Below are 24,256 nucleotides of genomic sequence, written 5' to 3'. Positions count from 1 at the left end.
CTCACTGGTCAGCGCCGCCGCGGCCATCGCATATCGAACGGGGAACGGGCGGGGGAATCTGCTTGCCGGGGTCTTGTCCTGACATCCGGCCCGTGCCTAGGGTCGTCCCTCAGCAAGCGCTTTCCGTCCCGTTGGCGAGGAGCCCCACTCCATGGCCTCAGCAGCCACCGCCCGTATCCGTGCCGCAGTCATCGGCACCGGAGCCATCGTCACGGGCAGCCATCTGCCCGCCCTGCGCGATCACGCCGACCGGGTCGATCTGGTCGCCGCGGTCGACGTGGACGAGGACCGGCTCGACGCCTTCCGCGCGACGGCGGCCGAGAGCGCCGGATTCACCGTCGCCGGCTATCCCGATGTGTCCGCGATGCTGGAGGCCGAGCGCCCCGACCTGGTCCTCATCGGCACGCCGCCGTCCCTCCACCGCGAGCAGACGGTGGCCGCGCTCACAGCTGGGGCGTGGGTGCTGTGCGAGAAGCCGCTGTGCCTGACGCTCGCCGAGTACGACGAGATCGCACAAGCGGAAAAGGAGGCGGGAGGCCCGTACGCGTCCGTCGTCTTCCAGCACCGTTACGGCTCGGGCGCCGTCCACGCCCAGGACCTGCTGACCACCGGCGCCCTGGGCCGGCCGCTGGTGGCCCACTGCCAGACCACCTGGCACCGGGACACCGCGTACTACGCCGTGCCCTGGCGCGGCCGTTGGGACAGCGAGGGCGGCGGCCCCTCCATGGGCCACGGCATCCACCAGATGGATCTGCTGCTGCACCTCCTCGGCGACTGGACCGAGATCCGCGCCATGGCCGGGCGGCTGGTGCACGACGTGGAGAGCGAGGACGTGTCCACCGCGCTGGTCCGCTTCGCAAGCGGCGCCATGGCCACCGTCGTGAACAGCGTGCTCTCGCCCGATGAGGTCAGCCGCATCCGCATCGACTGCGCGGACGCCACCGTCGAGCTGACCCACCTCTACGGCCACCGCAACGACGACTGGGTCTACACCCCCGCCCCGCACGTCCGCGACGAGCCCGCCCGGCAGGAGCGCTGGCGCACCCCCGCCGCCGATCTGCCCAGCTCGCACGCGGCCCAGCTGACCGGGCTGCTGGACGCCATGCGGGACGGCGTACGGCCCCCGGGCAGCGGCCCGGACGCCCGCCGCACCCTCGAATTCATCGCCGCGCTCTACAAGGCGGCCTTCACCGGGCAGCCCGTGCACGCGGGAGAGATCGCGCCCGGCGACCCGTACTACGACGCCATGCACGGAAACCACCCCGAGTGGGCACCGAAGGCACCGAAGGCACCGAAGGCCACGAAGAAGGAGAGCTGAGGCCGTCATGACCCAGCAGATCACCGTCACCCACACCCACGGCGAGCGGATCTCGGTAGCCTCCGGCGGCGTCGAGCTGATGGCCTACGTCTACGCGCCCGACCCGGACGCCTTCGAGGCCCGTAAGCCGTATGCCCACCCGCTGCGCACCCTCGTCGGAAGCCCGGTCTCCGGCTACCGGCCCAACGACCACCGCTGGCACAAGGGCCTGCAGATGACGTCCAGCCATCTGTCCGGCCAGAACTTCTGGGGCGGCAACTCCTACCTCGGCCCCGACCAGGGCTATCAGCGGGTCGAGGAGCGGGTCGGCTCCATGCGGCACGACGGCTTCGAGGAGTTCACGGTCACCGACGACCGGCTGCGCTTCACCGAGAAGCTCACCTGGATCGCCAACCCTTCTGTACAACACAGCGGCGGCCAGGAGTGGGCGCGCGAGCTGCGCACCATCGAGCTGCACTCGGTCGAGCCGGACGAGGGCACCTGGGCCCTGGACTGGTCCATCCGGCTCACCAACACCCGCGGCGAGGCACTGCACTTCGGCTCCCCGACCACCGCGGGCCGCGAGATGGCCGGGTACACCGGGCTCAACTGGCGCGGCCCCCGCGACTTCACCGGCGGCGACGCCTTCGGCCCGGACGGGCGCGGCGGCGAGGGCGAGGCGGGCGCCTCGGACCTGATGGGCACCCCGGCCGCGGACGCCCCCTGGGTCGCCTTCACCGGCGAGCACGACGACATCGACGCGCACTCGACGCTGCTGTTCGCCCACGCCCCGGAAAACCTCGACAACGCGACCGCGATCCACGCCTCGCACTGGTTCGTGCGCTCCGAGCCGATCCCCTCGGTCGCCCCCTCGTGGGCGTTCTTCGAGGAGTTCGAGCTGCCGCCGGGCGAGTCCTTCGGCTACCGCTACCGCGTGGTGGTCGCCGACGGCGCGTGGGACCGGACGCGCGCCGAGAGCTACCTCAAGAACCACGGGTGGTGAGCGAGATGAGCGCGATGCCCGCCCCCCTGCCGGGCGGCGTGGGGATGTCCCACATCAGCGCGTACGAATGGGAGGCGGCCGACGGCGTGTGCGGCGGCAGCCCCCATCTCCACCTCGCCTGCACCGAGGCGTACGTGGTCACGGCCGGGCGCGGCGCCGTCCAGACCCTGACCGTGGCCGACGGCTTCACCGAGACGCCGCTGGAGCCGGGCGCGGTGGTGTGGTTCACCCCCGGCACGGTGCACCGCATGGTGCAGGGCGGCGGCCTCAAAGTGACCGTGCTGATGCAGAACAGCGGGCTGCCCGAGGCCGGGGACGCGGTGTTCACGTTCCCGCCGGAGGTGCTGGCCGACCCCGAGCGTTACGCGGCGGCCGCCGCACTGCCCGCCAAGGAGGGCCCGGAGGCGGACGCTGCCGCCCGGCGCCGCCGGGACCTGGCGGTCGAGGGCTATCTCGCCCTGCGGGCCGCCGCCGAGAAGGGCGACGACGCACCGCTGCGCGCCTTCCACGAGGCGGCGGTGCGGATCGTCGCGCCCAAGGTCAAGGGCTGGGAGCCGCGCTGGCGGGACGGCGCGCTCGCCGCCGCGCAGCGCACCGGTGAGCAACTGACCGCGCTCGCCGCGGGCGACCCGGCCCACCTCGCCGACGCGCGCGTCACCGCGACCGGGCCCAGCCGCCGCGGCGGCTACGGCATGTGCGGACGGCGGGACGAATACGAACTGCCCGGCGCCACGCTCCCGTACTACGGCGAATAAGCACCGGCATCCCCCCACACGAACAGGCACATCGGCACATCACAGGAGGGAGGTCGGCCCGGCGATGCGCAAAAAACGGACAACGGTGTCCTGCGCCCTGGCTCTCGTCCTCACACTCGGCGGGACCCTCACGGGCTGCGGCGGCGGTGAGGGCGGCGGCTCGGGTGGCAAGGTCACCCTGCGGTTCACCTGGTGGGGCAACCCCGACCGGGCGGCCCGTACGGAGAAGGTGGTCAAGCTGTTCGAGCAGCGCCACCCGGGCGTCGACATCAGCACGTCGTTCGCGGGCTTCGACACGTACAAGGCGAAGCTCGCCACCCAGGCCGCGGGCGGCGACGCACCCGATGTGATGCAGCTGGACTACCGGCAGATCAACCAGTACGCCACCTCCGGCATCCTGCTCGACCTCGGCAAGCACCGCGAGCTGCGCACCGCGGACATCGACAAGGGGCTGCTGGCCACCGGGGTCGTGGAGGGCAAGCAGTACGCGCTGCCGGTCGCCCGCGGCGCCGAGACCATCGCGTACGACGCGGCGCTGTGGCGCAAGGCGGGCGTCCCCGAGCCGACCGTCGACTGGACGTGGGACGACTGGACCGACGCGATGCGCAAGCTGACGAAGTCCAAGGCCACCGGCGGCCGGGTCGGCTCCACCGACCCGGGCCAGAGCGAGGACGTCTTCGAGATCTGGCTGCGCGGCCGGGGCAAGGCCCTCTACACCGACGGCGGCAAGCTGGGCTTCACGGCCGACGATCTGACCCGCTTCTGGGAGTTCACCACCAAGCTCCGCAAGGAGGGCGTGGTGGCCCCCGCCGAGCAGACCACCCAGATGGACGGCACGGTGGAGAACACCCCGCTCGGCCGCCTCAAGGCCGTCTCCGACTTCAACTGGGACGCGCCGTCCAGCGGTTACGACCCGATCGTCGGCAAGGGGCTGAAGCTGGCCCCGCTGCCCGCCGGTGACGACGGCAAGCCCGCCCTGTACTACAAGCCGTCGATGTTCTTCGGGGCCTCGGCCAAGACCCAGCACCCCAAGCAGGCCGCCCAGTTCATCGACTTCCTGCTCAACGACCCGGCGGCCGGGGCCATCCTCGGCGCCACCCGCGGCATCCCGGCCAACGACCCGATCCGGGACAAGGTGCTGCCCAAGCTGGAGGGCTTCGACCAGGTCATCTCCGCGTACCAGAAGCAGTTCGAGGGCAAGCTCAGCGCTCCGCCCGCCGCGCCGCCCAAGGGCGACGCCTCGTTGCAGTCCACCTTCAGCCGCGACTACGACCAGGTGTCGTACGAGCGCATGTCGCCGCGTGAAGCGGCGGAGAACTACATCACCGAGGCGAAGGCGGAGCTGAGGCAATGACCGCGACCGCGACCCGCTCCCAGGACGCCGCGCCCCCCGCCGCGGGCGCCAAGCGGGCACCGAAGCGCGAGAGGCAGGGCGCCGCCTGGGTGTTCCTGTCCCCATGGGTGATCGGCGCGACCGTGCTGACGCTGCTGCCGATGGCCGTCTCGCTGTATCTGTCGTTCACCGACTACGACATGTTCGACGCCCCGCAGTGGGTGGGCCTCCGCAACTACACGCAGATGTTCACCGAGGACCCCCGCTACTGGCGGTCGGTCGTCACGACGCTGACGTACGTCGTGATCGCGGTGCCGCTGCAGCTGGTGCTGGCCCTCGCCGTCGCGATCGCGCTCAAGTCCGTCAAGCGCGGCAAGGGCTTCTACCGCTCGGCGTTCTACGCCCCCTCGCTGCTCGGCGCGTCGATGTCCATCGCCCTCGTCTGGCGGGCGATCTTCAACGACGGCGGCACCGTCGACAACCTCCTCTCCGGCGTCGGCATCGACATCGGCGGCTGGATCAACAGGCCGGGCTGGGCGATCCTGTCGGTCGCGCTGCTGACCATCTGGCAGTTCGGCGCCCCCATGGTGATCTTCCTCGCCGGGCTCCAGCAGATCCCCGCCGAGCTGTACGAGGCGGCTGCGGTCGACGGGGCGTCCTGGTGGCGGCAGTTCCGCTCCATCACCATCCCGATGCTGTCACCGGTGCTCTTCTTCAACCTGGTGCTCCAGATGATCCAGGCGTTCCAGGTCTTCACCCCGGCCTTCGCGGTCAGCGCGGGCAAGGGCGGACCCGCGGACTCCACCCTCGTCTACACCCTCTACCTCTACGACCGCGCCTTCACCGCCTCCCACATGGGCTACGCCTCCGCCATGGCGTGGGCGCTGCTGCTCGCCATCGCCGCCGTCACCGCGGTGCTCTTCCGGACCTCCCGGGCCTGGGTCTTCTACGCCAACGACAACAACGAGGGGGCCCGATGACCACCGCCCCGATCAACGCCGGCGCGCCTGTGGCCCAGGGGCGTTCCACGGGCCGGATCGTGCTGCACGTCTGCCTGATCGCCGTCCTGCTGGTGATGCTGTATCCGCTGGCCTGGCTGGTGGCCACCTCGTTCAAACCGGCCGACGAGGTCATCGCCAGCCTCAAGCTGCTCCCCAGCCACCTGGAGTGGAGCAACTACAGCACCGCCATGGAGGGCGTGAACGAGGTCAGCGTCGGCCGGCTGCTGTGGAACTCGCTGCTCATCGCGTGCGGCGCCGTCCTCGGCAACGTCATCAGCTGCTCGCTCGCCGCGTACGCCTTCGCCCGGCTGCGGTTCCGGATGCGCGGGCCGCTGTTCGCCTTCATGATCGCGACGATCATGCTGCCGCACCACGCGATCCTCATCCCGCAGTACATCATCTTCAACCAGCTCGGCATGGTGAACACCTACTGGCCGATGATCCTGCCGAAGTTCCTGGCCACCGACGCCTTCTTCGTCTTCCTCATCGTCCAGTTCATGCGCGGGCTGCCGCGCGAGCTGGAGGAGGCGGCCCGGATCGACGGCTGCGGGCCCTTCCGCTCCTTCTTCAGCGTCATCCTGCCGCTGATCAGGCCCGCGCTGATCACCACGGCGATCTTCACCTTCATCTGGACCTGGAACGACTTCTTCACCCAGCTCATCTACCTCTTCGAGCCGGAGAAGTTCACCCTGACCCTGGCCCTGCGCTCCTTCGTGGACGCCTCCAGCCAGTCGGCCTTCGGCCCGATGTTCGCGATGTCGGTCTTCGCCCTGCTGCCCATCGTGCTCTTCTTCCTCGCCTTCCAGCGGTTCCTGGTCGAGGGCATGGCCAACTCCGGAATCAAGGGGTGAGCCGCCATGCCGTCCTCCGCGACCACCCGTGAACCGGGCGAGCTGACCGGCCCGCGCTTCGCCCTCTTCGCCGACGTCCTGGCGGTGGGGCTGGCCACCGCCGCCGCCTCGCTGCCGCTGATCACCGCGCCCGCCGCCATGTCCACGGCCTGCGCCGTCCTCGACCGGCGGGTACGGGAGGACGCGCCCGCCACCGCGGGCGGCTACCTCCGCGCCCTGCGGGCCCGGCTGCGCACCGGCGATCTGCTGGCCGGGGCCGGGACGCTGGCCGGCGGCGCGCTACTGCTGTTCAACGCGCTCGCGGCCGGGGCGGGGCTGCCCGGCGCGGTCGCCTTCCGGCCCGCGCTGCTGATCGTGGGCGGGCTGCTCGTCGTCGTCCTGCTGCGGGCCTGCGCCCGCCCCGAATCGGCGACGAGCTGGCGCACCGCGCTACGCTCGGCGGCGTACGCCACTGTGCGCACGCCCCGCGCGAGCCTCCTCCTGCTGCTGGCCGTGGCCACCGCCGCCGTCTGCGCCTGGGCCTATCCGCCCCTCGTGTTCCTCGTCCCCGGTCCGCTCGCGATCGCCGCCAGAGCCACGGAGCACCATCTATGAGCATGCCCCGCCGCCATTTCGTCACCGGATCCGCCGCCGCGGGCGGACTGCTCGCCGCGGGCGCCCCGGGCGCGTCGGCCGCCGCTGCCACCGGCCGTACCGACAAGCCGTTCCTGGAGCTGCTCACCAAGGCCGCCGACAAGCGGGTGGCCGAGGTGGTGGACGGGCTCGACGCCACCCTCGCCCAGCTGAACAACCTCGGCCAGGCCCGCCCCGCCGCCCGCAGTCTGCGCCTGCTCACCTCGGTCCATGTGTGGGCTGAAGCGGAGCACCACCACGACGCGGCGCTCATCGCGCCGATGACCCGGCTCGCCGACGCGCTGGCCGCCGCCCAGTTCGACGACGGCCTCTTCGACCAGGGCGCGGTGCACTCCCCGCCGGACACCGCCTTCTCGATCGTCGACCTGGGCCTGCTGTACGGCCTGCTGGACGACGACGACCACGCGTCCACCGCGACGATCCGCGCCACCCTGAAGAAGATCCTCCGCAAGGCCGGGTCGGGGCTCGCCACCGGCGGGCTGCACACCCCCAACCACCGCTGGAAGGTGTGCGCGGCGCTCGCCCGCATCCACTCCTTCTGGCCCGACGCCCGCTACACCCGCCGCATCGACGCCTGGCTGGCCGAGGGCATCGACCAGTACGAGGCGGGCCAGTACAGCGAGCGCAGCGCCACGTACGCGCCCATCGTCACCAACCCCGCGCTGCTGACCCTCGCCCGGCTCACCGGCCGCCCCGAGCTGTACGACAACGTCCGCCGCAACCTGGAGGCCACGCTCCACCTCGTCGAGCCCAACGGCGATGTGGAGACGGTGCATTCGCGCCGCCAGGACGAGAAGACGGTCAAGCATCTGTCCGAGTACTGGCTCCAGTACCGGGCGCTGGCGCTACGGGAGAAGGACGGGCGCTTCGCGGCCATGGCCGAAACCGTTCAGCGGCGCGGGGCGGACCAGACCTTCGACGAGACCCCGCTCGGGGATTTCCTCGCCGAGGTGCTGGACGAACCGGAGCTGGCCGCGCCGCTGCCGAAGGCCACCGCGGTGCCGTCCGAGTTCACCTGGCACGACAAGGACAGCGGGCTCGTGCGGATCGGCCGGGGCGCGACCCGTACGTCCCTCTTCGGCGGCACGGACTTCCCCGACGTCCACGCGATCTCCTCCGGGCTGTCCACCAACCCGACCTTCTTCAAGTGGCGCAAGGGCGCGGCGATCCTGGACTCGCTGCGGCTGTCCCCGCAGTTCTTCTCGCTCGGCCACTTCCGCGCCGAGAACGTCGAGCGCACGGCGGACGGCTGGCGCCTGTGGGCGGACGTCCGCGCCGGATTCCACCTACCGCTGCCGCCGCAACACCGCCGCCCCGACGGCCGCTACCCGCTGACCGACGACGGCCGCTTCTGGTCCGCCATGGACTTCCCGCACCGCCCCAAGCAGTGGCGCACCCTGCACACCGAGGTGCGGGCGGCCGAGGCGGACGGCGGCTGGAACCTGGACGTCGAGGTCGGCGAGTCCGAGGTCCCGCTCGCCCTCGAACTGTGCTTCCGCGCCGGGGGCACGCTGAGCGGCGTCGAGCCCGTGCCCGGCCAGAAGGACACATACCAGCTGGTCAAGGGGTACGGGACGTACACGTCGGGCGATGACGTGATCACCTTCGGCCCGGGCAACGGCAGCGGCCCGCGCCAGCCCGCCGTCGTGGACCCGGGGGAGCGCTACACCTGGATGGGCGGCGATCTGCCCGTGTCCGGGCTGCGCGTGCTGATCACCGGGCGTTCGCCTCTCGCATATCGCTTGACGCTGCGGTGACTTCACGCTGAAGCGCTGACCGCCTCTGTGTCTCCCCTGTGCCTGCTCTGTACAGGGGTGGCCGGGGCGGCTAGCGTTAGTTTTTAGAAAGCGCTTACTGCAAGCGCTTACGGTGACCCTGGTGAGGAGACGAAGCCACGTGACACGCAAGACCGTGCGGATCGCCATGAACGGTGTGACCGGCCGGATGGGATACCGCCAACACCTCGTCCGGTCACTCCTCGCCATCCGTGAACAAGGCGGCATCGACCTCGGCGACGGCAGCGTGCTGTGGCCCGAACCGCTGCTCGTCGGCCGCCGCGAGTACGCCCTGAAGGACATGGCCGAGCGCCACGGCCTCGACCCCGCCGCCGACGTCTCCACCGACCTGGACGCCGTGCTCGCCGACGACAGCGTCGAGATCTACTTCGACGCCCAGGTCACCGCCGCCCGCGAGGACGCCATCAAGAAGGCCATCGCGGCGGGCAAGCACATCTACACCGAGAAGCCGACCGCCACCGGCCTCGACGGCGCCCTCGAACTGGCCCGGCTCGCCCAGGCCGCGGGCATCAAGCACGGCGTCGTCCAGGACAAGATCTTCCTGCCGGGCCTGCTGAAGCTGAAGCGGCTCATCGACGGTGGCTTCTTCGGGAAGATCCTCTCGATCCGCGGCGAGTTCGGCTACTGGGTCTTCGAGGGCGACTGGCAGAGCGCCCAGCGCCCCTCCTGGAACTACCGCGCCGAGGACGGCGGTGGCATCGTCGTCGACATGTTCCCGCACTGGGAGTACGTCCTGCACGAGCTGTTCGGCGCGGTCCGCACCGTTCAGGCCCAGGCCACCACCCACATCCCGACCCGCTGGGACGAGCAGGGCAAGCCGTACGACGCCACCGCCGACGACGCGGCCTACGGCATCTTCCAGCTCGAAGGCGGCGCCATCGCCCAGATCAACTCCTCCTGGGCGGTCCGCGTCAACCGCGACGAGCTGGTCGAGTTCCAGGTCGACGGCACCGAGGGCTCGGCCGTCGCGGGCCTGCGCAAGTGCCGCGTCCAGCACCGTTCGGCCACCCCCAAGCCGGTCTGGAATCCCGACCTCCCGGCCACCGAGTCCTTCCGCGACCAGTGGCAGGAGATCCCCGACAACGAGGAGTTCGACAACGGCTTCAAGGCCCAGTGGGAGCTGTTCCTGCGCCACGTCGCCCTGGACGAGCCCTGGCGCTGGGACCTGCTGGCCGGCGCCCGCGGCGTCCAGCTCGCCGAGCTGGGCCTCGCGTCGTCGGCGGAGGGCCGCCGGCTGGACGTACCGGAGCTGAGCCTGTGACCCTCCACCTGCCCGGGCCGGGCGGCGCCACCCGCCCCTACGAGCCCCGCACCGAACCGCTGTCGCTGACATCCGGCGCCCCGCTCACCTCCCGGGTCGTCTTCTCGGCCGCCCACGTGGTCGCCGACCCGTACGCCGATGTCAGCCCCGACAGCCCCGCCGCCGTCGACTGGGACGCCACCCTCGCCTTTCGCCGCCACCTGTGGTCGCACGGGCTCGGCGTGGCCGAGGCCATGGACACCGCGCAGCGCGGCATGGGCCTGGACTGGGCCGGTGCCGCCGAACTCATCCGGCGCTCGGCGGCCGAGGCGAAGGCGGTCGGCGGGCGTATCGCGTGCGGCGTGGGCACCGATCAGCTCGCCGTCACCGAGATCGGCTACCCGTACAACCTGGACGAGGTCCGCGCGGCCTACGAGGAACAGCTCGCCGTCGTCGAGGAATCCGGCGCCCAGGCGATCCTCATGGCCTCCCGCGCCCTGTGCGCCGTGGCCAAGGGCCCCGACGACTATCTGGACGTGTACGGCCACCTGCTGCGCCAGGCCACCGAACCGGTCGTCCTGCACTGGCTGGGCCCGATGTTCGACCCGGCCCTGGAGGGCTACTGGGGCAGCACCGACCTGGACGCCGCCACGCGCACCTTCCTCGACGTGATCGCCGCCCACCCCGACAAGGTCGACGGCATCAAGGTCTCCCTGCTCGACGCCCAGCGCGAGATCGACCTGCGCCGCCGCCTCCCGGACGGCGTCCGCTGCTACACCGGCGACGACTTCAACTACCCCGAGCTGATCGCGGGCGACGACCGCGGCTTCAGCCACGCCCTGCTGGGCATCTTCGACCCGCTGGGCCCGCTCGCCGCCGAGGCCGTACGCCGCCTGGACACCGGCGACACCGCGGGCTTCCGCGCCCTGCTCGACCCCACGGTGGAACTCTCCCGCCACCTCTTCCAGGCCCCGACCCGCTACTACAAGACGGGCGTGGTCTTCCTCGCCTGGCTGGCGGGCCACCAGTCGCACTTCACGATGGTGGGCGGCCTGCAGTCGGCCCGTTCGCTGCCGCACCTGGCGCGGGCGTACGAACTGGCCGACGGCCTGGGCCTGTTCCCGGACTCGGCCCTGGCGGAGTCCCGTATGAAACACCTGCTGTCCGTCCATGGAATCGCCCAATGAGTTCCGTGCCGCGCCTGAGCCTGAACCAGGAAACGATCAAGCAGTGGTCGCTGCCGGAGCTGGCGGAGGGCTGCGTCAAGGCGGGCGTCACGGGCGTCGGCCTGTGGCGCGAGCCGGTCCAGAAGTACGGCGTGGAGGCCGTCGCCCGGCTGGTCCGCGACGCGGGGCTGACCGTCACGTCGCTGTGTCGCGGCGGCTTCTTCACCGCGATCGACCCCGCTGAGCGCGCCGCCGCCCTGGCCGACAACCGCGCCGCCATCGACGAGGCCGCCACCCTCGGCACCGACACCCTGGTCCTGGTCTCCGGCGGCCTCCCGCCCGGCAGCCGCGACCTGTTCGCCGCCCGCGAGCGCATCGCCGACGCGCTGGGGGAGCTGGGCCCGTACGCCGCCGAGCGCGGCGTCCGCCTGGCCATCGAACCCCTGCACCCGATGTACGCGTCCGACCGCTGCGTCGTCTCCACCCTCGCCCAGGCCCTCGACCTGGCGACACGCTTCCCGGCCGACCAGGTCGGCGTCGTCGTGGACACGTACCACCTGTGGTGGGACGACACGGTGGCCGCCCAGATCGCCCGCGCGGGCGCGGAGGGCCGCATCGCCGCCTTCCAGCTGGCCGACTGGGTCACGCCGCTGCCGGAGGGCGTGCTGCTGGGGCGCGGCCAGCTCGGTGACGGCGCGGTCGACTTCCGCTGGTTCCGCGAGCAGGTCGACGCGACCGGCTACGACGGCCCCATCGAGGTCGAGATCTTCAACCCGGACCTCTGGGCCCGCGACGGCGCCGAGGTCCTGGCAGAGGTGGCCGACCGCTACCGCGCGCTGGTGCTGTAGCCGCGCTGGATAGGGTGCGGCCATGAACTCGGGGGAGCGCGGAATCACCCGGCCACGGCTGCGGGTGCGTGACGTCCTGCTGCGCGGGGCGCTGTACGGACTGGCGTCGATCGTCGTCCTGCTGATCGCCATGTGGCGCGTCGGCGACCACAGCGACCGGGAGGAATTCCTCGCGGTCGTCGGCGGCATGGCGCTCGTCTTCGGCGGGGTGTTCGTCGTGTTCGGCGCGTTCCTCTGGGCGTGCTGCCGCGGCGACATCCGTCGGTGGCGCGACTTTCGCTCGCTCACCAGCCAGTACGAGGGCGCCACGATCATGGCCCCGACCATGGTCCGCTGCGGCGTCATGGTCCTGGTCCTGGCGTCCGCCGCGATCGGGCTCAACGGCGTGGTCGACGAGGCGGCCTACGGGAGCTGGCTCTACGGCAGCTGACGCCCGTCCGCCTCGCCCTCCCGGGGCACCGCGTAGCCGGGCACCGACGGCCACCGCACCGTCAGCACCACCGACTCCTCCTCCGCGACCCAGGAGTGGTCGACGCCGTGCCCCCACACGACGTAGTCACCCTGCTGCTCCAGCAGGACGCTGCGGCCGGGCAGCTCCACGCGGAAGCGGCCGCTGATGAGCACCAGCAGAGCCGTCCGCTCCTCGCCCCGCACCCACTCCGCCCGCTCGTCCCCGGGCGGGTGGACACCCCACTTGATCTCCACGTCCGCGCTGTGGCGGGGATCGTCGGCATCCTTGAAGTGCCCGAGGATCCACCCGCGGTCCAGTGCCGCGTCCTTGCCCGCGTTGCCCACGTACACGCTGTCGTTCACGCTGTCGTCCACGCCTCCGCAAGTTAGCAGCCGGCCGCGCGACCTTCCCCCGGTCGCATCGGCCGAACGAGCGTCGGCGTCCTTGATCAGCGGGGCGGTCCCGGGACCGGCTTCGAGGGGGACGGTCGGGGGCGGGGGCTATCGCTCGGCGTGGGGGTGGGGGTGGGGGTGTCCGAGATGCGGGGGTCGTGTGCCGGTGGCGCCGGGCGGCTTCGCTCCGGCGAGCCGGGGAGGAGCAGGAAACAGAGGACGGCGGTGGCGGCCGCGGCTACGACGACGAGGGACGCGGTCCGCCATATCCGGCGGGTGCCCCAGGCCCGGCCCGTGGGAGGCCGCGCCGGTGACAGGTCGTGGGCGGTGACGAGCCGCGCGCGGGCGTCGAGGGCGGTGCGCAGGCGTCGTTCGACGGCGGGACGCCTCGTTGTCATCGGTCCACCTCCAGCAGCTTCTCGAGGGTGTCCAGCGCGCGGCTCGCGGTGGACTTCACTGTTCCACGGGACACGCCCAGGGTCTCCGCTATCTGCGCCTCGGTCAGATCCGACCAGTAGCGCAGCACCAGTACCTCACGCTGGCGCCGGGTGAGTTTCGCCAGCGCGTCCAGAACCTGGCGGTGCTCCTCTGCGAGCAGCAGCCGCTCGTCGACCGGCGCGCCCTGCCCCTGGTGGGGTGGGGTGTACGCGCGCGCCGTGCGGCGTCTGCGCAGCACGGAGCGGGCGGCGTTGACGACAGCGGTGTGCAGATAGGCGTGCGCGTCCTCCAGGCTGTCCAACGCGGAACCGTGCCTGCGGCATACCGCGGCGAAGGCGTCCTGGACGACGTCCTCGGCGGTGTGCTGGTCGTCCACCAGGAACACCGCCAGCCGGACCATGTCCAGCCGCCGGGCCCGGTACAGATCGGCCAGCGTGGGGCCCGGCTCCCGGCCGTCCTGGCCTTCCACCGGCTTGAACAGCCGGAACCGCCGCCGGGCGGGTGGCGGTTCCACGCCCGGCGGGGAGGCGGTCGTCCGGGTGCGGCGGAGCAGCCGGACCCACCAGGGCAGGGCATGAGTGAGCTGCATCGTCCTCGTTCACCTCATCGGTGGGGCAGACCGGCTCCGGATCCGGCCTGCCCCGTCCGTGGCTGCTAGCGGCCGGCCTGAGCGGGCCCGGGCTCGGCGGGGGCGGGCAGGGGCCTGCCCTCCGCGTCACCGGGGACGGGGGCCGGCGCCGGAGTGTCCGGGGTGGACGGGACGGGCTTGGGCTTGGCCGGGGTGGACGGGACGGGCTTGGGGTTGGCCGGGGTCGGCACCGGGGTGTCCGGGGTGGAGGGGACCGGCTTGGGCGGTCGCGAGTGGTCGGCGGTGGCCGCCTGGGCGGCCATGCCGCCGCCCAGGATCAGGGCGATACCGGCGGCCGACCCCAGAACCCAGGCGCGTGCGGGGCGGTTCAGCTTCTTGGCGCGGATGTGCCGCATAGGACAACGACTCCAGGAGGTCGAAGGAGCACTGACGGGACAGGCGGCACCGAGGGGGCCGAACGGCCGTCCCGGGAACCCGCCTTCACCCCACCAGACGCGCGGCGCCACCCGAGGTTGTCGCACCACCCACACATTCTCCGGAGACCGGCCGGATCAACCCCTGGAACGCGGACCGCGTCACTCACACCACGGGGGCCACCCAGGCCCCTCGGTGAACCGGAGGTCTGCGGATGAGACAGAGAACGGCACGCGGCGGCTTATGCGCCTTGGTGGTGAGCCTGGCCGTGGGCGCCGCCACCCTCACGCCCGCGCACGCCGCCACGACGGACGGCCACGAGGCCACGCGTGACGCGCTGCGGGAGTGGGTGGAGGAGGGAGGAATGCCCGGGGTGGCGGCCATGGTGCGGGACGGTGGGGAGACCTGGTTCGGGTCGGCGGGGTACGCGGACACCGACACCAGTCGGAAACGGTCGCCCGGTGACCACTTCCGGGCGGCGAGCATTACCAAGCCGTTCATCGCGACCGTGCTCCTCCAACTGGAGGCGGAGGGACGGCTGAGCCTGGACGACTCGGTCGAGAAGTGGCTGCCCGGGCTGGTGCGGGGCAACGGGAACGACGGCGCCGGGATCACCCTGCGGCACCTGCTCAACCACACCAGCGGCCTCTACAACTACACCGACGACCCGGACCTCCAGCTCAACACCTCCGGCAGCGGCTTCCCCGAGCACCGCTACGACACCTACACGCCCGAGGACCTGGTGGCGGTCGCGATGAAGCATCCGCCGCACTCGGCGCCGGGCGGGGACCCGTGGTACTCGAACACCAACTACGTCCTCGCGGGGATGGTCATCGAGAAGGCGACGGGACATTCCTACGCGCAGGAGGTGACGCGGCGGATCATCAAGCCGCTGAAGCTGCGCGCGACGTCGTTCCCTGGCACCAGCTCGCGGATGCCGGGGCCGCACCCCGTCGCGTACTCATGGCTTCACGACGACTCCCCCGGCGCCCCGGTCCACGACGCCACCGAGCAGAACATGAGCTGGCTGGGCGCGGCGGGCGAGCTGATATCCACCGCCGGTGACCTCAACCGCTTCGACCGCGCCCTGATGCGCGGCCGACTGCTGCCCCGCGCCCAGCTGGACGAGATGCTGAACGAGATGCCCTCGGAGGGTGGTATCGGGTACGGGCTCGGGGTCGAAGTGGCCACCCTGTCCTGCGGGGTGAGCGTGGTGGGCAAGACCGGCCGCACCAATGGCTCGCTGTCGGCGGTGGTGGGCACGGAGGACGGCACGCATCAGCTGACGTTCAACGCCAACGGCGACCGGCTCCCGGACTCGTCCCGCTACTTCAAGGTGATCGAGGCGGAGTTCTGCGGAGCCGACGTCACAGATCGATAACTTCAGAAAATCGTGCAACCCTTCCCCGCCCTGGCCGGTCGTACCTGGCATCGGGCTTCCTGGGAGGGGATCTGGGGGGATTTCAGAGGGAGCCTGGGGAGGGGGAAACGAGGGGCCCGGTCGACGGACCGGGCCCCTCGAAACGCACCAGCACGGGTTCGGAACAGGGCACCGTCAGAACGGCACGCCGCACCGCAGCAGTACGTTCGCGTACGGCCGTGCCTCGCCGGTCCGCACGACCAGCTTCGCGTCGGAGGTCCGGGACTTCAGCTCCTCGTGCGACACGAGATCCAGCGCGGGGTACGGGAAGCAGGAGTCGAGCAGGGCCAACGCCGCCGGGTTGTACTCGCTCACCTCCCGCGCCGCGACGGCCCCCTCGGTCACCAGCTCGTCCAGCAGCCCGGTCAGCACCTGCTCGAACGACGGCACTCCCGCCGTTAAGGCCAGGTCGACGACGAGGGGACCGGAGGACGGTATCGGCAGGCCCGCGTCGCACACCATCACCGTGTCGGTGTGGCCCAACAGCGCGATGCCCGCGCTCAGATGACGGTTGAGGATCCCCGCACGCTTCACAGCGCCGCCACCTCGTCGGCGGTCGGGAACGACGCCTGCGCCCCGGCCCGGGTGACCGCGGCCGCGCCGACGCGCACGGCGTACCGGACGGCGGTCTCCAGGTCGTCGCCGACGCCCAGGCGCCAGGCGAGCGCACCGGTGAAGGCGTCACCGGCGCCCGTGGTGTCCACGGCCTCGACCGGCAGGCTGGGGATGCGCACCGTACGGTCGCGGTCGGCGACGAGCGCGCCCGCGCCGCCCAGGGTGACCACCACTGAGCGCGGGCCGCGCTCCAGCAGCGCCGACGCCCACGCCTCGGGGTCCGTGGCGGTCCCGGCCGGATGGTCGCTCAGCAGATACCGCGCCTCGTGCTCGTTGACGACGAGGGGATCGCACGCGGCCAGTACGTCGGCGGGCAGGGGCGCGGGCGGCGAGGGGTTGAGCACCACGCGCGGCCCGGGGCGGTCGCCGAAGCCCGCCGCCGCGGCGCGCACCACCTCGGCGACCGTCTCCAGCGGGATCTCCAGCTGGAGCGACACGACGCGAGCGGCGGCAAGCAGGCTCCCGGCGCCGCGCACGTCCCCGGGGGTGAGCCGGGAGTTGGCGCCGGGGGAGACCACGATGCTGTTGTCGCCCGAGGGGTCCACCGTGATCAGCGCGACCCCGGTGGGCGCGCCGCCGACCAGGACGCCGACGGTGTCGACCCCGGCCGCCCGCTGCGAGTCCAGCAGCAGCCGGCCGTGGTCGTCGTCGCCGACCCGGGCCAGCAGGGCCGTACGGGCCCCCAGGCGGCCCGCCGCGACGGCCTGGTTGGCGCCCTTGCCGCCCGGGTGGACGGACAGGTCGGAGCCGAGGACGGTCTCCCCGGCCCCGGGGCGGCGGTCGACGCCGACCACCAGATCGGCGTTGGCCGACCCCACGACCAGCAGGTCGTAGTCGTGCATGGGGTATGTCCTTTCAGACGCGCAATTTTGTCAGCTGATACCTGTCAGCCGTTACGTGTCAGCCGATACCTGTCACCTGTCAGCCGTTACGCGTCAGGCGGTGAGCCGGTTCACTTCGCCGCGACGACCTTCACCGGGACCTTGACCGCTCCGGCGATCTTCTGGCCCTTCGCCGCCTTGATCGCGTTCCGTACGACCAACCGCCCCAGCTCCTCGGGCTGCTGGGCGACGGTCGCGGTGAGCGTGCCGTTCCGCACCGCCTTGAGGCCGTCCGGTTCGCCGTCGAAGCCGACGACCTTGACGGACTTGCCCGCCTTGGAGCCCAGCGCCTTGATCGCGCCGAGCGCCATCTCGTCGTTCTCGGCGAAGACGCCGTCGACGCCGGAGTGGGCCTGGAGCAGGTTGGTCGTCACGTCCAGGGCCTTGGTGCGGTCGAAGTCCGCGGGCTGCTTGCCGACGACCTTGATGCCCGGGTACGCCTTCAGCCCCTCCGCGAAGCCCTGGCCGCGCTCGCGCGAGGCCGACGTACCGGCGACGCCCTGGAGGACCAGGATCTTGCCCTTGCCGCCGAGCCGTTCGGCCAGCGTCCTCGCGGCGAGCTTGCCGCCCGCGATGTTGTCGGAGGCCACCAGGGACTCGATGTCCGCCTTGTTGACCGTGCGGTCGGCGGCGAGCACCGGTATACCGGCCTTGTTGGCCGTCTTGACGGACGGGCTCGCCGCGTCGGAGTCGACCGGGTTGATGATGATCGACTTCATGCTCTGACTGGTGAAGTTCTGTATCTGATTGGCCTGCTGGGAGGCGTCGTTCTGGGCGTCGGTGACGGTGAGGCCGATCCCGGCGCGCTTGGCCTCGGCCTGCGCGCCCGACTTGAGCTGGACGAAGAAGGGGTTGTTGAGGGTCGAGAGCGACAGCCCCACCTTGGGCTTCGTACCGCCGTCCGAACCGGAGTGCCACAGGGACGAGCCGAAGGCGAACGCGGCGACGACCACGGCGGCGACCGCGAACTTCCCGGCGTTCACGGCCGCCTTACGGCCGCCACCGGACGGCCCGCCCGCCGACGCGCCCGGCGCCGCGGGCCGGGCCCCGGCGCGCCGCCGCACGGTGTCGAGCAGCACCGCCAGCGCGATGACGACGCCGATGACGACCTGCTGCCAGAAGGCGGAGACCTCCAGCAGGTTGAGCCCGTTGCGCAGCACCGCCAGGATCAGCGCGCCGACGAGCGTGCCGGACGCCTTGCCGACGCCGCCGGACAGGCTCGCGCCGCCGATGACGACCGCGGCGATCGCGTCGAGTTCGTAACCGACCGCGGCCTGCGGCTGCGCGGAGGAGAGCCGGGAGGCGAGCACGATGCCCGCGATCGCGGCGAAGCCGCCGGACAGGGCGTAGATGACGAGCTTCTGACGGCCCACCCGGATGCCGGAGAGCCGGGCCGCCTCCTCGTTGCCGCCGATCGCGTACATCGCGCGGCCCGCGTACGTACGGCCCAGCACCCCGGAGGTGATCAGGCCCATCGCGACCATCACGAGCACCGGGACCGGCAGCCAGCCGCCGAGGGTGTCGCCGAGGCCGGACACCGAGCCGGGGACGGAGAGGGGGCTGCCCTGCGAGATGACCAGGGCGAGGCCCCGGCCGACCGACAGCATCGCGAGCGTGGCGATGAACGGCGGCAGCTTGCCGAAGGAGACCAGCGCCCCGCTGACCAGGCCGCACGCGACACCCGTGGCGACGGCGAGCAGCGCAGCGAGCCACACCGGCAGCCCCTGCGAACTCGCCGACCAGGCGAGCACGGTGGCGGACAGCGCGGCCACCGAGCCGACCGACAGATCGATGCCCGCGGAGACGATGACGAAGGTGACGCCGAAGGCGAGGATCGCGGTGACCGCCGCCTGGACGCCGACGTTGAGGAGATTGTCGGGGTCAAGGAAGTCGCCGGACAGTAGCGACATCGCCGCCACCAGCAGCACCAGGGCGCTCAGCGCGCCGTTGTCGAGCAGCACGCGGCGCAGTACGGCCGGGCCCCCGGGGTCCTTCGTGGACGCGAGCGTGTCAGTGGCCACGGGAGCCCTCCTTTTCGTTGGCGCCGACTCCTTCGTCGGCGCCGTCTGTGCTTCCTTCGACGCCCTTGACGTCCTTCACCGCCAGGGCCATGACGGCGTCCTGGGTCGCTTCCCGCGCGGTCAGCTCCCCGGCGATCCGGCCCTGGGCCATGACCAGGACCCGGTCGCTCATGCCCAGCACCTCGGGGAGGTCGCTGGAGATCATCAGGACGGCGTGGCCGGACGCGGTGAGTTCGTTGATGAGCTGGTAGATCTCGACCTTGGCGCCCACGTCGATGCCGCGGGTCGGCTCGTCGAGGATGAGCACCTTGCTGTCGGCGAGCAGCCACTTGCCGATGACGATCTTCTGCTGGTTGCCGCCGGAGAGGGTGCGCGCCCGCTGGTCGAGACCGGCCATCCGGACGGCCAGCTGCTCGGCGATCCGCTCCGCCGCGCGGCGCTGCCCGGCCCGGTCGACGAGCCCGGCGCGGGTGGCGCCGCGCAGCGTGACCAGGCCCAGGTTCTCCTGCACGGACGCGTCCAGGACCAGCCCCTGGCCCTTGCGGTCCTCCGGTACGAGGCCGATCCCGGCGTCCATCGCGGCGACCACGTCATGGCGGGGCAGCGGTACGCCCCCGACCTCGACGGTTCCGGTGTCGTACGGATCGGCGCCGAAGAGCGCCCGTACGACCTCCGTACGGCCCGCCCCGACGAGCCCGGCGAGGCCGACCACCTCTCCGGCGTGCACGTCGAAGTCGATGCCGTGGAAGCTGCCGTCACGGGTGAGCCCCCGGACCTTCAGCAACGGCTTGCCGTCGCTTGCGGAAGTGTCGTCGGACGCGGGGCGCTCCCTCGGGTACTGCTGCTCGATGGACCGTCCGACCATCAGCCGCACCAGCTCGTCCCTGTCGGTGGCGGCCGGGACCTGGGTGACGCTGCGGCCGTCGCGCAGGACGGTCACGCGGTCGCCCAGGGCGGCGATCTCCTCCAGGTGGTGGGTGATGAAGACGACGCCCACCCCGTCCGCGCGCAGCGTGCGGACGATCCGGAAGAGCTTGTCGACCTCCTCCGTGGTGAGCACGGCGGTCGGCTCGTCCATGATCAGAACGCGGGCGTTCAGGCTGAGCGCCTTGGCGATCTCGACCATCTGGAGCCGGGCGATCCCGAGGTCGCGGACGCGGGTCCGGGGGGAGACGTCCACGCCGACGCGGGCGAGGAGTTCGGCGGCCCGCTCGTCCATCTTCGTGCGCTCGACCAGCCCGAAGCGGCGCGGCTGGCGGCCCAGGAAGATGTTCTCGGCGACGCTGAGGTCGGGGACGAGGTTGAACTCCTGGTAGATGGTGGCGATGCCCAGCCGCTCGGCATCCTGCGCCCCGTGAATACGGGCCGGGCTCCCGTCGACCAGAATGCGTCCCCCATCGGGGCGGTGCGCGCCGGAGAGCATCTTGATCAGCGTGCTCTTGCCCGCGCCGTTCTCGCCGAGGAGTACGTGCACCTCGCCCCGGCGGAGGTCGAAGTCGACGCCGTCCAGCGCGACCACGCCGGGAAACGTCTTCCGGACCCCCTCCATCCGCAGGATCTCCGCACCGTGGTCCGCGTTCGCGTGCGCGTCAGCGTCCGGGCCCGCGTGCGCGGGCGGCGCCGGTTCCGGCTCGGGGCTGGGCGTCGTGGTCATGGCGTGCTCCCTTCGGGCTCGCCGCAGGAGCGGCGGGGGACCAGGCGGGCGGACAGGGTCACCGATGCGGCGGGTCGCCCCTCGATGCGGTCGATCAGCGCGCGGACGGCGGCGTGGCCGAGGTCTCCGGTGGGCTGGGCGATGGCGGTGATCGGCGGATCGGTGTGGACGAACCACGGGATGTCGTCGAACGCGGCCAGCGCCACGTCGTCGGGCACCCGCAGCCCGCGCGAGCGGATCTCGTCCATCGCGCCGAGCGCCATCAGATTGTCGGCGGCGAAGATCGCTTCCGGGGGGTGGGGCAGATCGAGGAAGCGGGCGGTGACCCGCCGCCCGCTGCCGGCCTGGAAGTCGCCCTGGCCGATGTGGTCGGCGGGCAGGGCGAGGCCGAACTCGCGCAGGGCGGAGCGGAAGGCGTCCACCCGCTCGCGCCCGGTGGTGGTGGCGGCCGGGCCCGCGATGATGGCGAGCCGGCGGTGGCCGAGGGCGTGCAGATGGGCCACCAGATCGCGGACCGCGGCCCCGCCGTCGGTGCGGACGACGGGCACCTCGTCCAGCCCCTCGCCCTCGATCCAGCGGTCGACGAAGACCATGGGCGTGCCCGTACGGGCGGCGTCCAGCATCAGCGGGGAGCCGCCGTCGGTGGGGCTGACCAGCAGGCCGTCGATGCGGCGGTCCACCAGGGTGCCGACGTGATGGTCCTGGAGGTCGGGCCGCTCGTCGGCGTTGCCGATGACCACGCTGTAGCCACGGTCCCGGGCCGCGTCCTCGACCGAGCGGGCCAGCTCGGTGAAGAAAGGATTCAGTACATCGCTGATGACCAGCCCGAGGGCGCGGGTCTGATGGGTGCGCAGCGAGCGGGCGACGGCGTTGGGGCGGTAGCCGAGGTCGGCGACCGCGGCGAGCACCTTGTCCCGGGTGTCCGTACGGACGGCCGGGTGGTCGTTGAGCACCCGGGAGACCGTCGCGACGGAGACCCCGGCGCGCTGCGCCACGTCCTTGATGGCCGGCATCGCCCCACCTCCTCGTGGTCCTCGTGGAATCGATTACATCGATGACGCCGAGGGAGATTGGAATCGATTACACGAGTGTGGGGCAAGACGCCGGAACGGGCCGCAACCGGATCGTGATGATCCGCTCCGCCGGACGCGCCATCCCCTGGCCCTCCCGGTTGTCCACAGCCCGAGGTCCGCCCCTGACCCGGTGTCCGCCCCCGGCGGTACGGTCGGTGCATGCTCAAACTCGCGGTGGTCGAAGGGGTTCTGGAGCGGATCACCTACGCCAATGAGGAGAACGGGTACACGGTCGCCCGGGTCGACACGGGCCGTGGCGCGGGCGATCTGCTGACCGTCGTCGGCTCGCTGCTGGGCGCGCAGCCGGGCGAGTCGCTGCGGATGGAGGGTCGCTGGGGTTCCCATCCGCAATATGGCAAACAGTTCACCGTCGAGAACTACCAGACGGTCCTGCCCGCCACCGTGCAGGGCATCCGGCGCTATCTCGGATCGGGTCTCATCAAGGGCATCGGCCCGCGGATCGCCGACCGGATCACCGAGCACTTCGGCGTCGACACCCTCGATGTCATCGAAGAGCAGCCGAAGCGGCTGATCGAGGTCCCGGGCCTCGGCCCCAAGCGGACCAAGATGATCGCCGCGGCCTGGGAGGAGCAGAAGGCCATCAAGGAGGTGATGATCTTCCTCCAGGGCGTCGGCGTCTCCACCTCCATCGCGGTGCGGATCTACAAGAAGTACGGCGACGCGTCGATCGCGATAGTGAAGAACGAGCCGTATCGGCTGGCCGCCGACGTCTGGGGCATCGGCTTCCTCACCGCCGACAAGATCGCCCAATCGGTCGGCATCCCGCACGACAGCCCCGACCGGGTCAAGGCCGGTCTGCAGTACGCGCTGTCCCAGTCAGCCGACCAGGGCCACTGCTACCTCCCCGAGGAGCGACTGATCGGCGATGCCGTGAAGTTGCTCCAGGTCGACACGGGCCTGGTCATCGACTGCCTGGGCGAGCTGGCGGCCGAGGACGAGGGCGTGGTGCGCGAGCCGGTGCCGGGCCCGGAGGACGGCGAGCCGGTCTCGGCGGTCTATCTGGTGCCCTTCCACCGCGCCGAGATCTCGCTGGCCGGGCAGGTGCGGCGGCTGCTGCGCACCGAGGAGGACCGGATGCCCGCCTTCCAGGGCGTGGACTGGGACGCGGCGCTGGGCTGGCTCGCCAAGCGCACCGGCGCCGACCTGGCCCCCGAGCAGAGCCAGGCGGTGCGGCTGGCGCTCACCGAGAAGGTCGCGGTGCTCACCGGCGGCCCCGGCTGCGGCAAGTCGTTCACCGTGCGGTCCGTGGTGGAGCTGGCCCGCGCCAAGAAGGCCAAGGTGGTGCTCGCGGCCCCCACCGGCCGGGCCGCCAAGCGGCTCGCCGAGCTGACGGGGGCCGAGGCGTCCACGGTGCACCGGCTGCTGGAGCTGAAGCCCGGCGGGGACGCGGCGTACGACAAGGACCGCCCGCTGGACGCCGATCTGGTGGTCGTCGACGAGGCGTCGATGCTCGATCTGCTGCTGGCCAACAAGCTGGTCAAGGCGGTCCCGCCGGGCGCCCATCTGCTGTTCGTGGGGGATGTGGACCAGCTGCCGAGCGTCGGCGCCGGGGAGGTGCTGCGCGATCTGCTGGCCGACGGCAGCCCGGTGCCGGCCGTCCGGCTGACCCGGATCTTCCGCCAGGCACAGCAGTCCGGGGTGGTCACCAACGCCCACCGGATCAATTCCGGGACCCCGCCGATCACGCAGGGCCTGTCGGACTTCTTCCTCTTCGTGGAGGACGACACGGAGGAGGCCGGGCGGCTCACGGTGGACGTGGCGGCCCGCCGCGTGCCCGCGAAGTTCGGCCTCGACCCCCGCCGTGACGTGCAGGTCCTCGCCCCGATGCACCGCGGCCCGGCGGGCGCGGGCACCCTCAACGGACTGTTGCAGCAGGCCATCACCCCGGCCCGGCCGGACCTCCCGGAGCGGCGTTTCGGCGGCCGGGTCTTCCGTGTCGGCGACAAGGTGACGCAGATCCGCAACAATTATGAGAAAGGGGCCAATGGGGTCTTCAACGGCACGGTTGGAGTCGTCACCTCCCTCGACAACGACGAGCAGCGGCTGACCGTGCTGACCGACGAGGACGAGGAGGTGCCGTACGACTTCGACGAGCTGGATGAGCTGGCTCACGCCTATGCGGTGACCATCCACCGCTCCCAGGGCAGTGAGTACCCGGCCGTCGTGATCCCGGTGACCACCGGGGCCTGGATGATGTTGCAGCGGAACCTGCTGTATACGGCGGTGACCCGGGCCAAGCGCCTTGTGGTGCTGGTCGGCTCGCGCCGCGCGCTCGGGCAGGCGGTGCGTACCGTCTCGGCGGGCAGACGCTGTACGGCGCTGGATCACCGGCTCGGCGGGACATAGGAGTCGAGTGTGTCAAGA

The 24,256-nt window shown here is 71.7% G+C and carries 23 protein-coding genes; 14 read left to right on the top strand and 9 right to left on the bottom strand.

Translation table 11 applies throughout. The features are described 5' to 3' along the window. Nucleotides 1-151 precede the first annotated feature (151 nt). The 12 genes from ACH4SI_RS27315 (at nt 152) to ACH4SI_RS27260 (ending at nt 12,353) form a co-directional block, all read left to right on the top strand. Entirely contained in the window at nt 152-1,318 is a 1,167-nt protein-coding gene (locus tag ACH4SI_RS27315; protein ID WP_398300022.1) for a Gfo/Idh/MocA family protein, read from the top strand. Nucleotides 1,319-1,325: 7 nt separating this feature from the next. Continuing rightward, nucleotides 1,326-2,300 (top strand): PmoA family protein, encoded by a 975-nt coding sequence (locus ACH4SI_RS27310; RefSeq protein WP_398300021.1) that lies wholly within the window; start codon nt 1,326-1,328, stop codon nt 2,298-2,300. A gap of 5 nt (nt 2,301-2,305) precedes the next feature. Next, nucleotides 2,306-3,055 carry a cupin gene (locus ACH4SI_RS27305; protein ID WP_398300020.1) on the top strand — a complete coding sequence of 250 codons (750 nt, stop codon included), beginning with the start codon at nt 2,306-2,308 and terminating at the stop codon, nt 3,053-3,055. Nucleotides 3,056-3,119: 64 nt separating this feature from the next. Further along, entirely contained in the window at nt 3,120-4,409 is a 1,290-nt protein-coding gene (locus ACH4SI_RS27300; protein WP_398300018.1) for an ABC transporter substrate-binding protein, read from the top strand. Then, entirely contained in the window at nt 4,406-5,368 is a 963-nt protein-coding gene (locus tag ACH4SI_RS27295) for a carbohydrate ABC transporter permease (protein WP_398300016.1), read from the top strand. Before ACH4SI_RS27300 ends, ACH4SI_RS27295 begins: the two co-directional genes overlap by 4 nt. Further along, nucleotides 5,365-6,240, top strand: coding sequence for a carbohydrate ABC transporter permease (locus ACH4SI_RS27290; RefSeq protein ID WP_398300014.1), 876 nt, complete (start codon nt 5,365-5,367; stop codon nt 6,238-6,240). The genes ACH4SI_RS27295 and ACH4SI_RS27290 overlap by 4 nt, the downstream gene beginning before the upstream one ends. Before the next feature lie 6 nt (nt 6,241-6,246). After that, nucleotides 6,247-6,834: a hypothetical protein gene (locus tag ACH4SI_RS27285; protein ID WP_398300012.1), complete on the top strand. Its 588-nt coding sequence runs from the start codon at nt 6,247-6,249 to the stop codon at nt 6,832-6,834. Continuing rightward, nucleotides 6,831-8,630 carry a hypothetical protein gene (locus ACH4SI_RS27280; RefSeq protein WP_398300010.1) on the top strand — a complete coding sequence of 600 codons (1,800 nt, stop codon included), beginning with the start codon at nt 6,831-6,833 and terminating at the stop codon, nt 8,628-8,630. Before ACH4SI_RS27285 ends, ACH4SI_RS27280 begins: the two co-directional genes overlap by 4 nt. A gap of 139 nt (nt 8,631-8,769) precedes the next feature. After that, complete coding sequence (locus ACH4SI_RS27275) at nt 8,770-9,930, top strand: Gfo/Idh/MocA family protein (protein WP_398300008.1); 1,161 nt, start codon at nt 8,770-8,772, stop codon at nt 9,928-9,930. Continuing rightward, complete coding sequence (locus tag ACH4SI_RS27270; RefSeq protein ID WP_398300006.1) at nt 9,927-11,096, top strand: dihydrodipicolinate synthase family protein; 1,170 nt, start codon at nt 9,927-9,929, stop codon at nt 11,094-11,096. Before ACH4SI_RS27275 ends, ACH4SI_RS27270 begins: the two co-directional genes overlap by 4 nt. Beyond that, nucleotides 11,093-11,923, top strand: a complete 831-nt coding sequence (locus ACH4SI_RS27265) for a sugar phosphate isomerase/epimerase family protein (protein ID WP_398300004.1) — start codon at nt 11,093-11,095, stop codon at nt 11,921-11,923. The genes ACH4SI_RS27270 and ACH4SI_RS27265 overlap by 4 nt, the downstream gene beginning before the upstream one ends. Before the next feature lie 22 nt (nt 11,924-11,945). Beyond that, a complete protein-coding gene (locus ACH4SI_RS27260) occupies nt 11,946-12,353 on the top strand; it encodes a DUF6336 family protein (protein WP_398300002.1) in 408 nt (135 codons plus the stop codon). Here the strand turns inward: ACH4SI_RS27260 and ACH4SI_RS27255 are convergent. The 4 genes from ACH4SI_RS27255 to ACH4SI_RS27240 all read right to left on the bottom strand — a co-directional run bounded on the left by ACH4SI_RS27255 (nt 12,341) and on the right by ACH4SI_RS27240 (nt 14,188). After that, on the bottom strand, nt 12,341-12,736 hold the full coding sequence (locus ACH4SI_RS27255) for a signal peptidase I (RefSeq protein ID WP_398300261.1): 396 nt from the start codon (nt 12,734-12,736) through the stop codon (nt 12,341-12,343). The two genes, ACH4SI_RS27260 and ACH4SI_RS27255, sit on opposite strands and share 13 nt — an antisense overlap. Nucleotides 12,737-12,822: 86 nt before the next feature. After that, nucleotides 12,823-13,164 carry a hypothetical protein gene (locus ACH4SI_RS27250; RefSeq protein WP_398300000.1) on the bottom strand — a complete coding sequence of 114 codons (342 nt, stop codon included), beginning with the start codon at nt 13,162-13,164 and terminating at the stop codon, nt 12,823-12,825. Further along, nucleotides 13,161-13,793 carry a sigma-70 family RNA polymerase sigma factor gene (locus ACH4SI_RS27245; protein ID WP_398299998.1) on the bottom strand — a complete coding sequence of 211 codons (633 nt, stop codon included), beginning with the start codon at nt 13,791-13,793 and terminating at the stop codon, nt 13,161-13,163. The genes ACH4SI_RS27250 and ACH4SI_RS27245 overlap by 4 nt, the downstream gene beginning before the upstream one ends. A 65-nt stretch (nt 13,794-13,858) precedes the next feature. Next, nucleotides 13,859-14,188 carry a hypothetical protein gene (locus ACH4SI_RS27240; RefSeq protein WP_398299996.1) on the bottom strand — a complete coding sequence of 110 codons (330 nt, stop codon included), beginning with the start codon at nt 14,186-14,188 and terminating at the stop codon, nt 13,859-13,861. Between the two features lie 233 nt (nt 14,189-14,421). Here ACH4SI_RS27240 and ACH4SI_RS27235 point away from each other — a divergent pair, with 233 nt between their 5' ends. Then, nucleotides 14,422-15,588: a serine hydrolase domain-containing protein gene (locus ACH4SI_RS27235; protein ID WP_398299994.1), complete on the top strand. Its 1,167-nt coding sequence runs from the start codon at nt 14,422-14,424 to the stop codon at nt 15,586-15,588. Nucleotides 15,589-15,762: 174 nt separating this feature from the next. Here the strand turns inward: ACH4SI_RS27235 and rbsD are convergent, their stop codons facing one another. The 5 genes from rbsD to ACH4SI_RS27210 all read right to left on the bottom strand — a co-directional run bounded on the left by rbsD (nt 15,763) and on the right by ACH4SI_RS27210 (nt 21,811). Continuing rightward, on the bottom strand, nt 15,763-16,161 hold the full coding sequence (gene rbsD / locus ACH4SI_RS27230; RefSeq protein ID WP_398299992.1) for a D-ribose pyranase: 399 nt from the start codon (nt 16,159-16,161) through the stop codon (nt 15,763-15,765). Beyond that, nucleotides 16,158-17,084 (bottom strand): ribokinase, encoded by a 927-nt coding sequence (locus ACH4SI_RS27225; RefSeq protein WP_398299990.1) that lies wholly within the window; start codon nt 17,082-17,084, stop codon nt 16,158-16,160. Before ACH4SI_RS27225 ends, rbsD begins: the two co-directional genes overlap by 4 nt. 110 nt (nt 17,085-17,194) lie before the next feature. Next, the gene (locus ACH4SI_RS27220; protein WP_398299988.1) at nt 17,195-19,144 is read right to left on the bottom strand and encodes a substrate-binding domain-containing protein; all 1,950 of its coding nucleotides are present in this window, start codon (nt 19,142-19,144) and stop codon (nt 17,195-17,197) included. Then, nucleotides 19,134-20,798 (bottom strand): sugar ABC transporter ATP-binding protein, encoded by a 1,665-nt coding sequence (locus ACH4SI_RS27215; RefSeq protein WP_398299986.1) that lies wholly within the window; start codon nt 20,796-20,798, stop codon nt 19,134-19,136. Before ACH4SI_RS27215 ends, ACH4SI_RS27220 begins: the two co-directional genes overlap by 11 nt. Next, nucleotides 20,795-21,811 carry a LacI family DNA-binding transcriptional regulator gene (locus ACH4SI_RS27210; protein WP_398299984.1) on the bottom strand — a complete coding sequence of 339 codons (1,017 nt, stop codon included), beginning with the start codon at nt 21,809-21,811 and terminating at the stop codon, nt 20,795-20,797. Before ACH4SI_RS27210 ends, ACH4SI_RS27215 begins: the two co-directional genes overlap by 4 nt. Before the next feature lie 219 nt (nt 21,812-22,030). Here ACH4SI_RS27210 and ACH4SI_RS27205 point away from each other — a divergent pair, with 219 nt between their 5' ends. Next, nucleotides 22,031-24,238, top strand: coding sequence for an ATP-dependent RecD-like DNA helicase (locus ACH4SI_RS27205; RefSeq protein ID WP_398299982.1), 2,208 nt, complete (start codon nt 22,031-22,033; stop codon nt 24,236-24,238). Nucleotides 24,239-24,256: the final 18 nt, after the last annotated feature.

The organism is Streptomyces sp. NPDC021212, assembly GCF_044332925.1.
In the GTDB taxonomy this organism is placed as follows: Bacteria; Actinomycetota; Actinomycetes; order Streptomycetales; family Streptomycetaceae; genus Streptomyces.
The sequence above is the reverse complement of the archived record's forward strand: the minus strand, read 5'-3'. Positions and strand labels throughout refer to the sequence as shown.

What these genes read in the sequence shown, in the direction of transcription:
- ACH4SI_RS27315 (WP_398300022.1), top strand. Translation starts at nt 152, where the DNA reads ATGGCCTCAGCAGCCACCGCCCGTATCCGTGCCGCAGTCATCGGCACC.
- ACH4SI_RS27310 (WP_398300021.1), top strand. Translation starts at nt 1,326, where the DNA reads ATGACCCAGCAGATCACCGTCACCCACACCCACGGCGAGCGGATCTCG.
- ACH4SI_RS27305 (WP_398300020.1), top strand. Translation starts at nt 2,306, where the DNA reads ATGAGCGCGATGCCCGCCCCCCTGCCGGGCGGCGTGGGGATGTCCCAC.
- ACH4SI_RS27300 (WP_398300018.1), top strand. Translation starts at nt 3,120, where the DNA reads ATGCGCAAAAAACGGACAACGGTGTCCTGCGCCCTGGCTCTCGTCCTC.
- ACH4SI_RS27295 (WP_398300016.1), top strand. Translation starts at nt 4,406, where the DNA reads ATGACCGCGACCGCGACCCGCTCCCAGGACGCCGCGCCCCCCGCCGCG.
- ACH4SI_RS27290 (WP_398300014.1), top strand. Translation starts at nt 5,365, where the DNA reads ATGACCACCGCCCCGATCAACGCCGGCGCGCCTGTGGCCCAGGGGCGT.
- ACH4SI_RS27285 (WP_398300012.1), top strand. Translation starts at nt 6,247, where the DNA reads ATGCCGTCCTCCGCGACCACCCGTGAACCGGGCGAGCTGACCGGCCCG.
- ACH4SI_RS27280 (WP_398300010.1), top strand. Translation starts at nt 6,831, where the DNA reads ATGAGCATGCCCCGCCGCCATTTCGTCACCGGATCCGCCGCCGCGGGC.
- ACH4SI_RS27265 (WP_398300004.1), top strand. Translation starts at nt 11,093, where the DNA reads ATGAGTTCCGTGCCGCGCCTGAGCCTGAACCAGGAAACGATCAAGCAG.
- ACH4SI_RS27260 (WP_398300002.1), top strand. Translation starts at nt 11,946, where the DNA reads ATGAACTCGGGGGAGCGCGGAATCACCCGGCCACGGCTGCGGGTGCGT.
- ACH4SI_RS27250 (WP_398300000.1), bottom strand. Translation starts at nt 13,164, where the DNA reads ATGACAACGAGGCGTCCCGCCGTCGAACGACGCCTGCGCACCGCCCTC.
- ACH4SI_RS27245 (WP_398299998.1), bottom strand. Translation starts at nt 13,793, where the DNA reads ATGCAGCTCACTCATGCCCTGCCCTGGTGGGTCCGGCTGCTCCGCCGC.
- ACH4SI_RS27240 (WP_398299996.1), bottom strand. Translation starts at nt 14,188, where the DNA reads ATGCGGCACATCCGCGCCAAGAAGCTGAACCGCCCCGCACGCGCCTGG.
- ACH4SI_RS27235 (WP_398299994.1), top strand. Translation starts at nt 14,422, where the DNA reads ATGAGACAGAGAACGGCACGCGGCGGCTTATGCGCCTTGGTGGTGAGC.
- ACH4SI_RS27225 (WP_398299990.1), bottom strand. Translation starts at nt 17,084, where the DNA reads ATGCACGACTACGACCTGCTGGTCGTGGGGTCGGCCAACGCCGATCTG.
- ACH4SI_RS27215 (WP_398299986.1), bottom strand. Translation starts at nt 20,798, where the DNA reads ATGACCACGACGCCCAGCCCCGAGCCGGAACCGGCGCCGCCCGCGCAC.
- ACH4SI_RS27210 (WP_398299984.1), bottom strand. Translation starts at nt 21,811, where the DNA reads ATGCCGGCCATCAAGGACGTGGCGCAGCGCGCCGGGGTCTCCGTCGCG.
- ACH4SI_RS27205 (WP_398299982.1), top strand. Translation starts at nt 22,031, where the DNA reads ATGCTCAAACTCGCGGTGGTCGAAGGGGTTCTGGAGCGGATCACCTAC.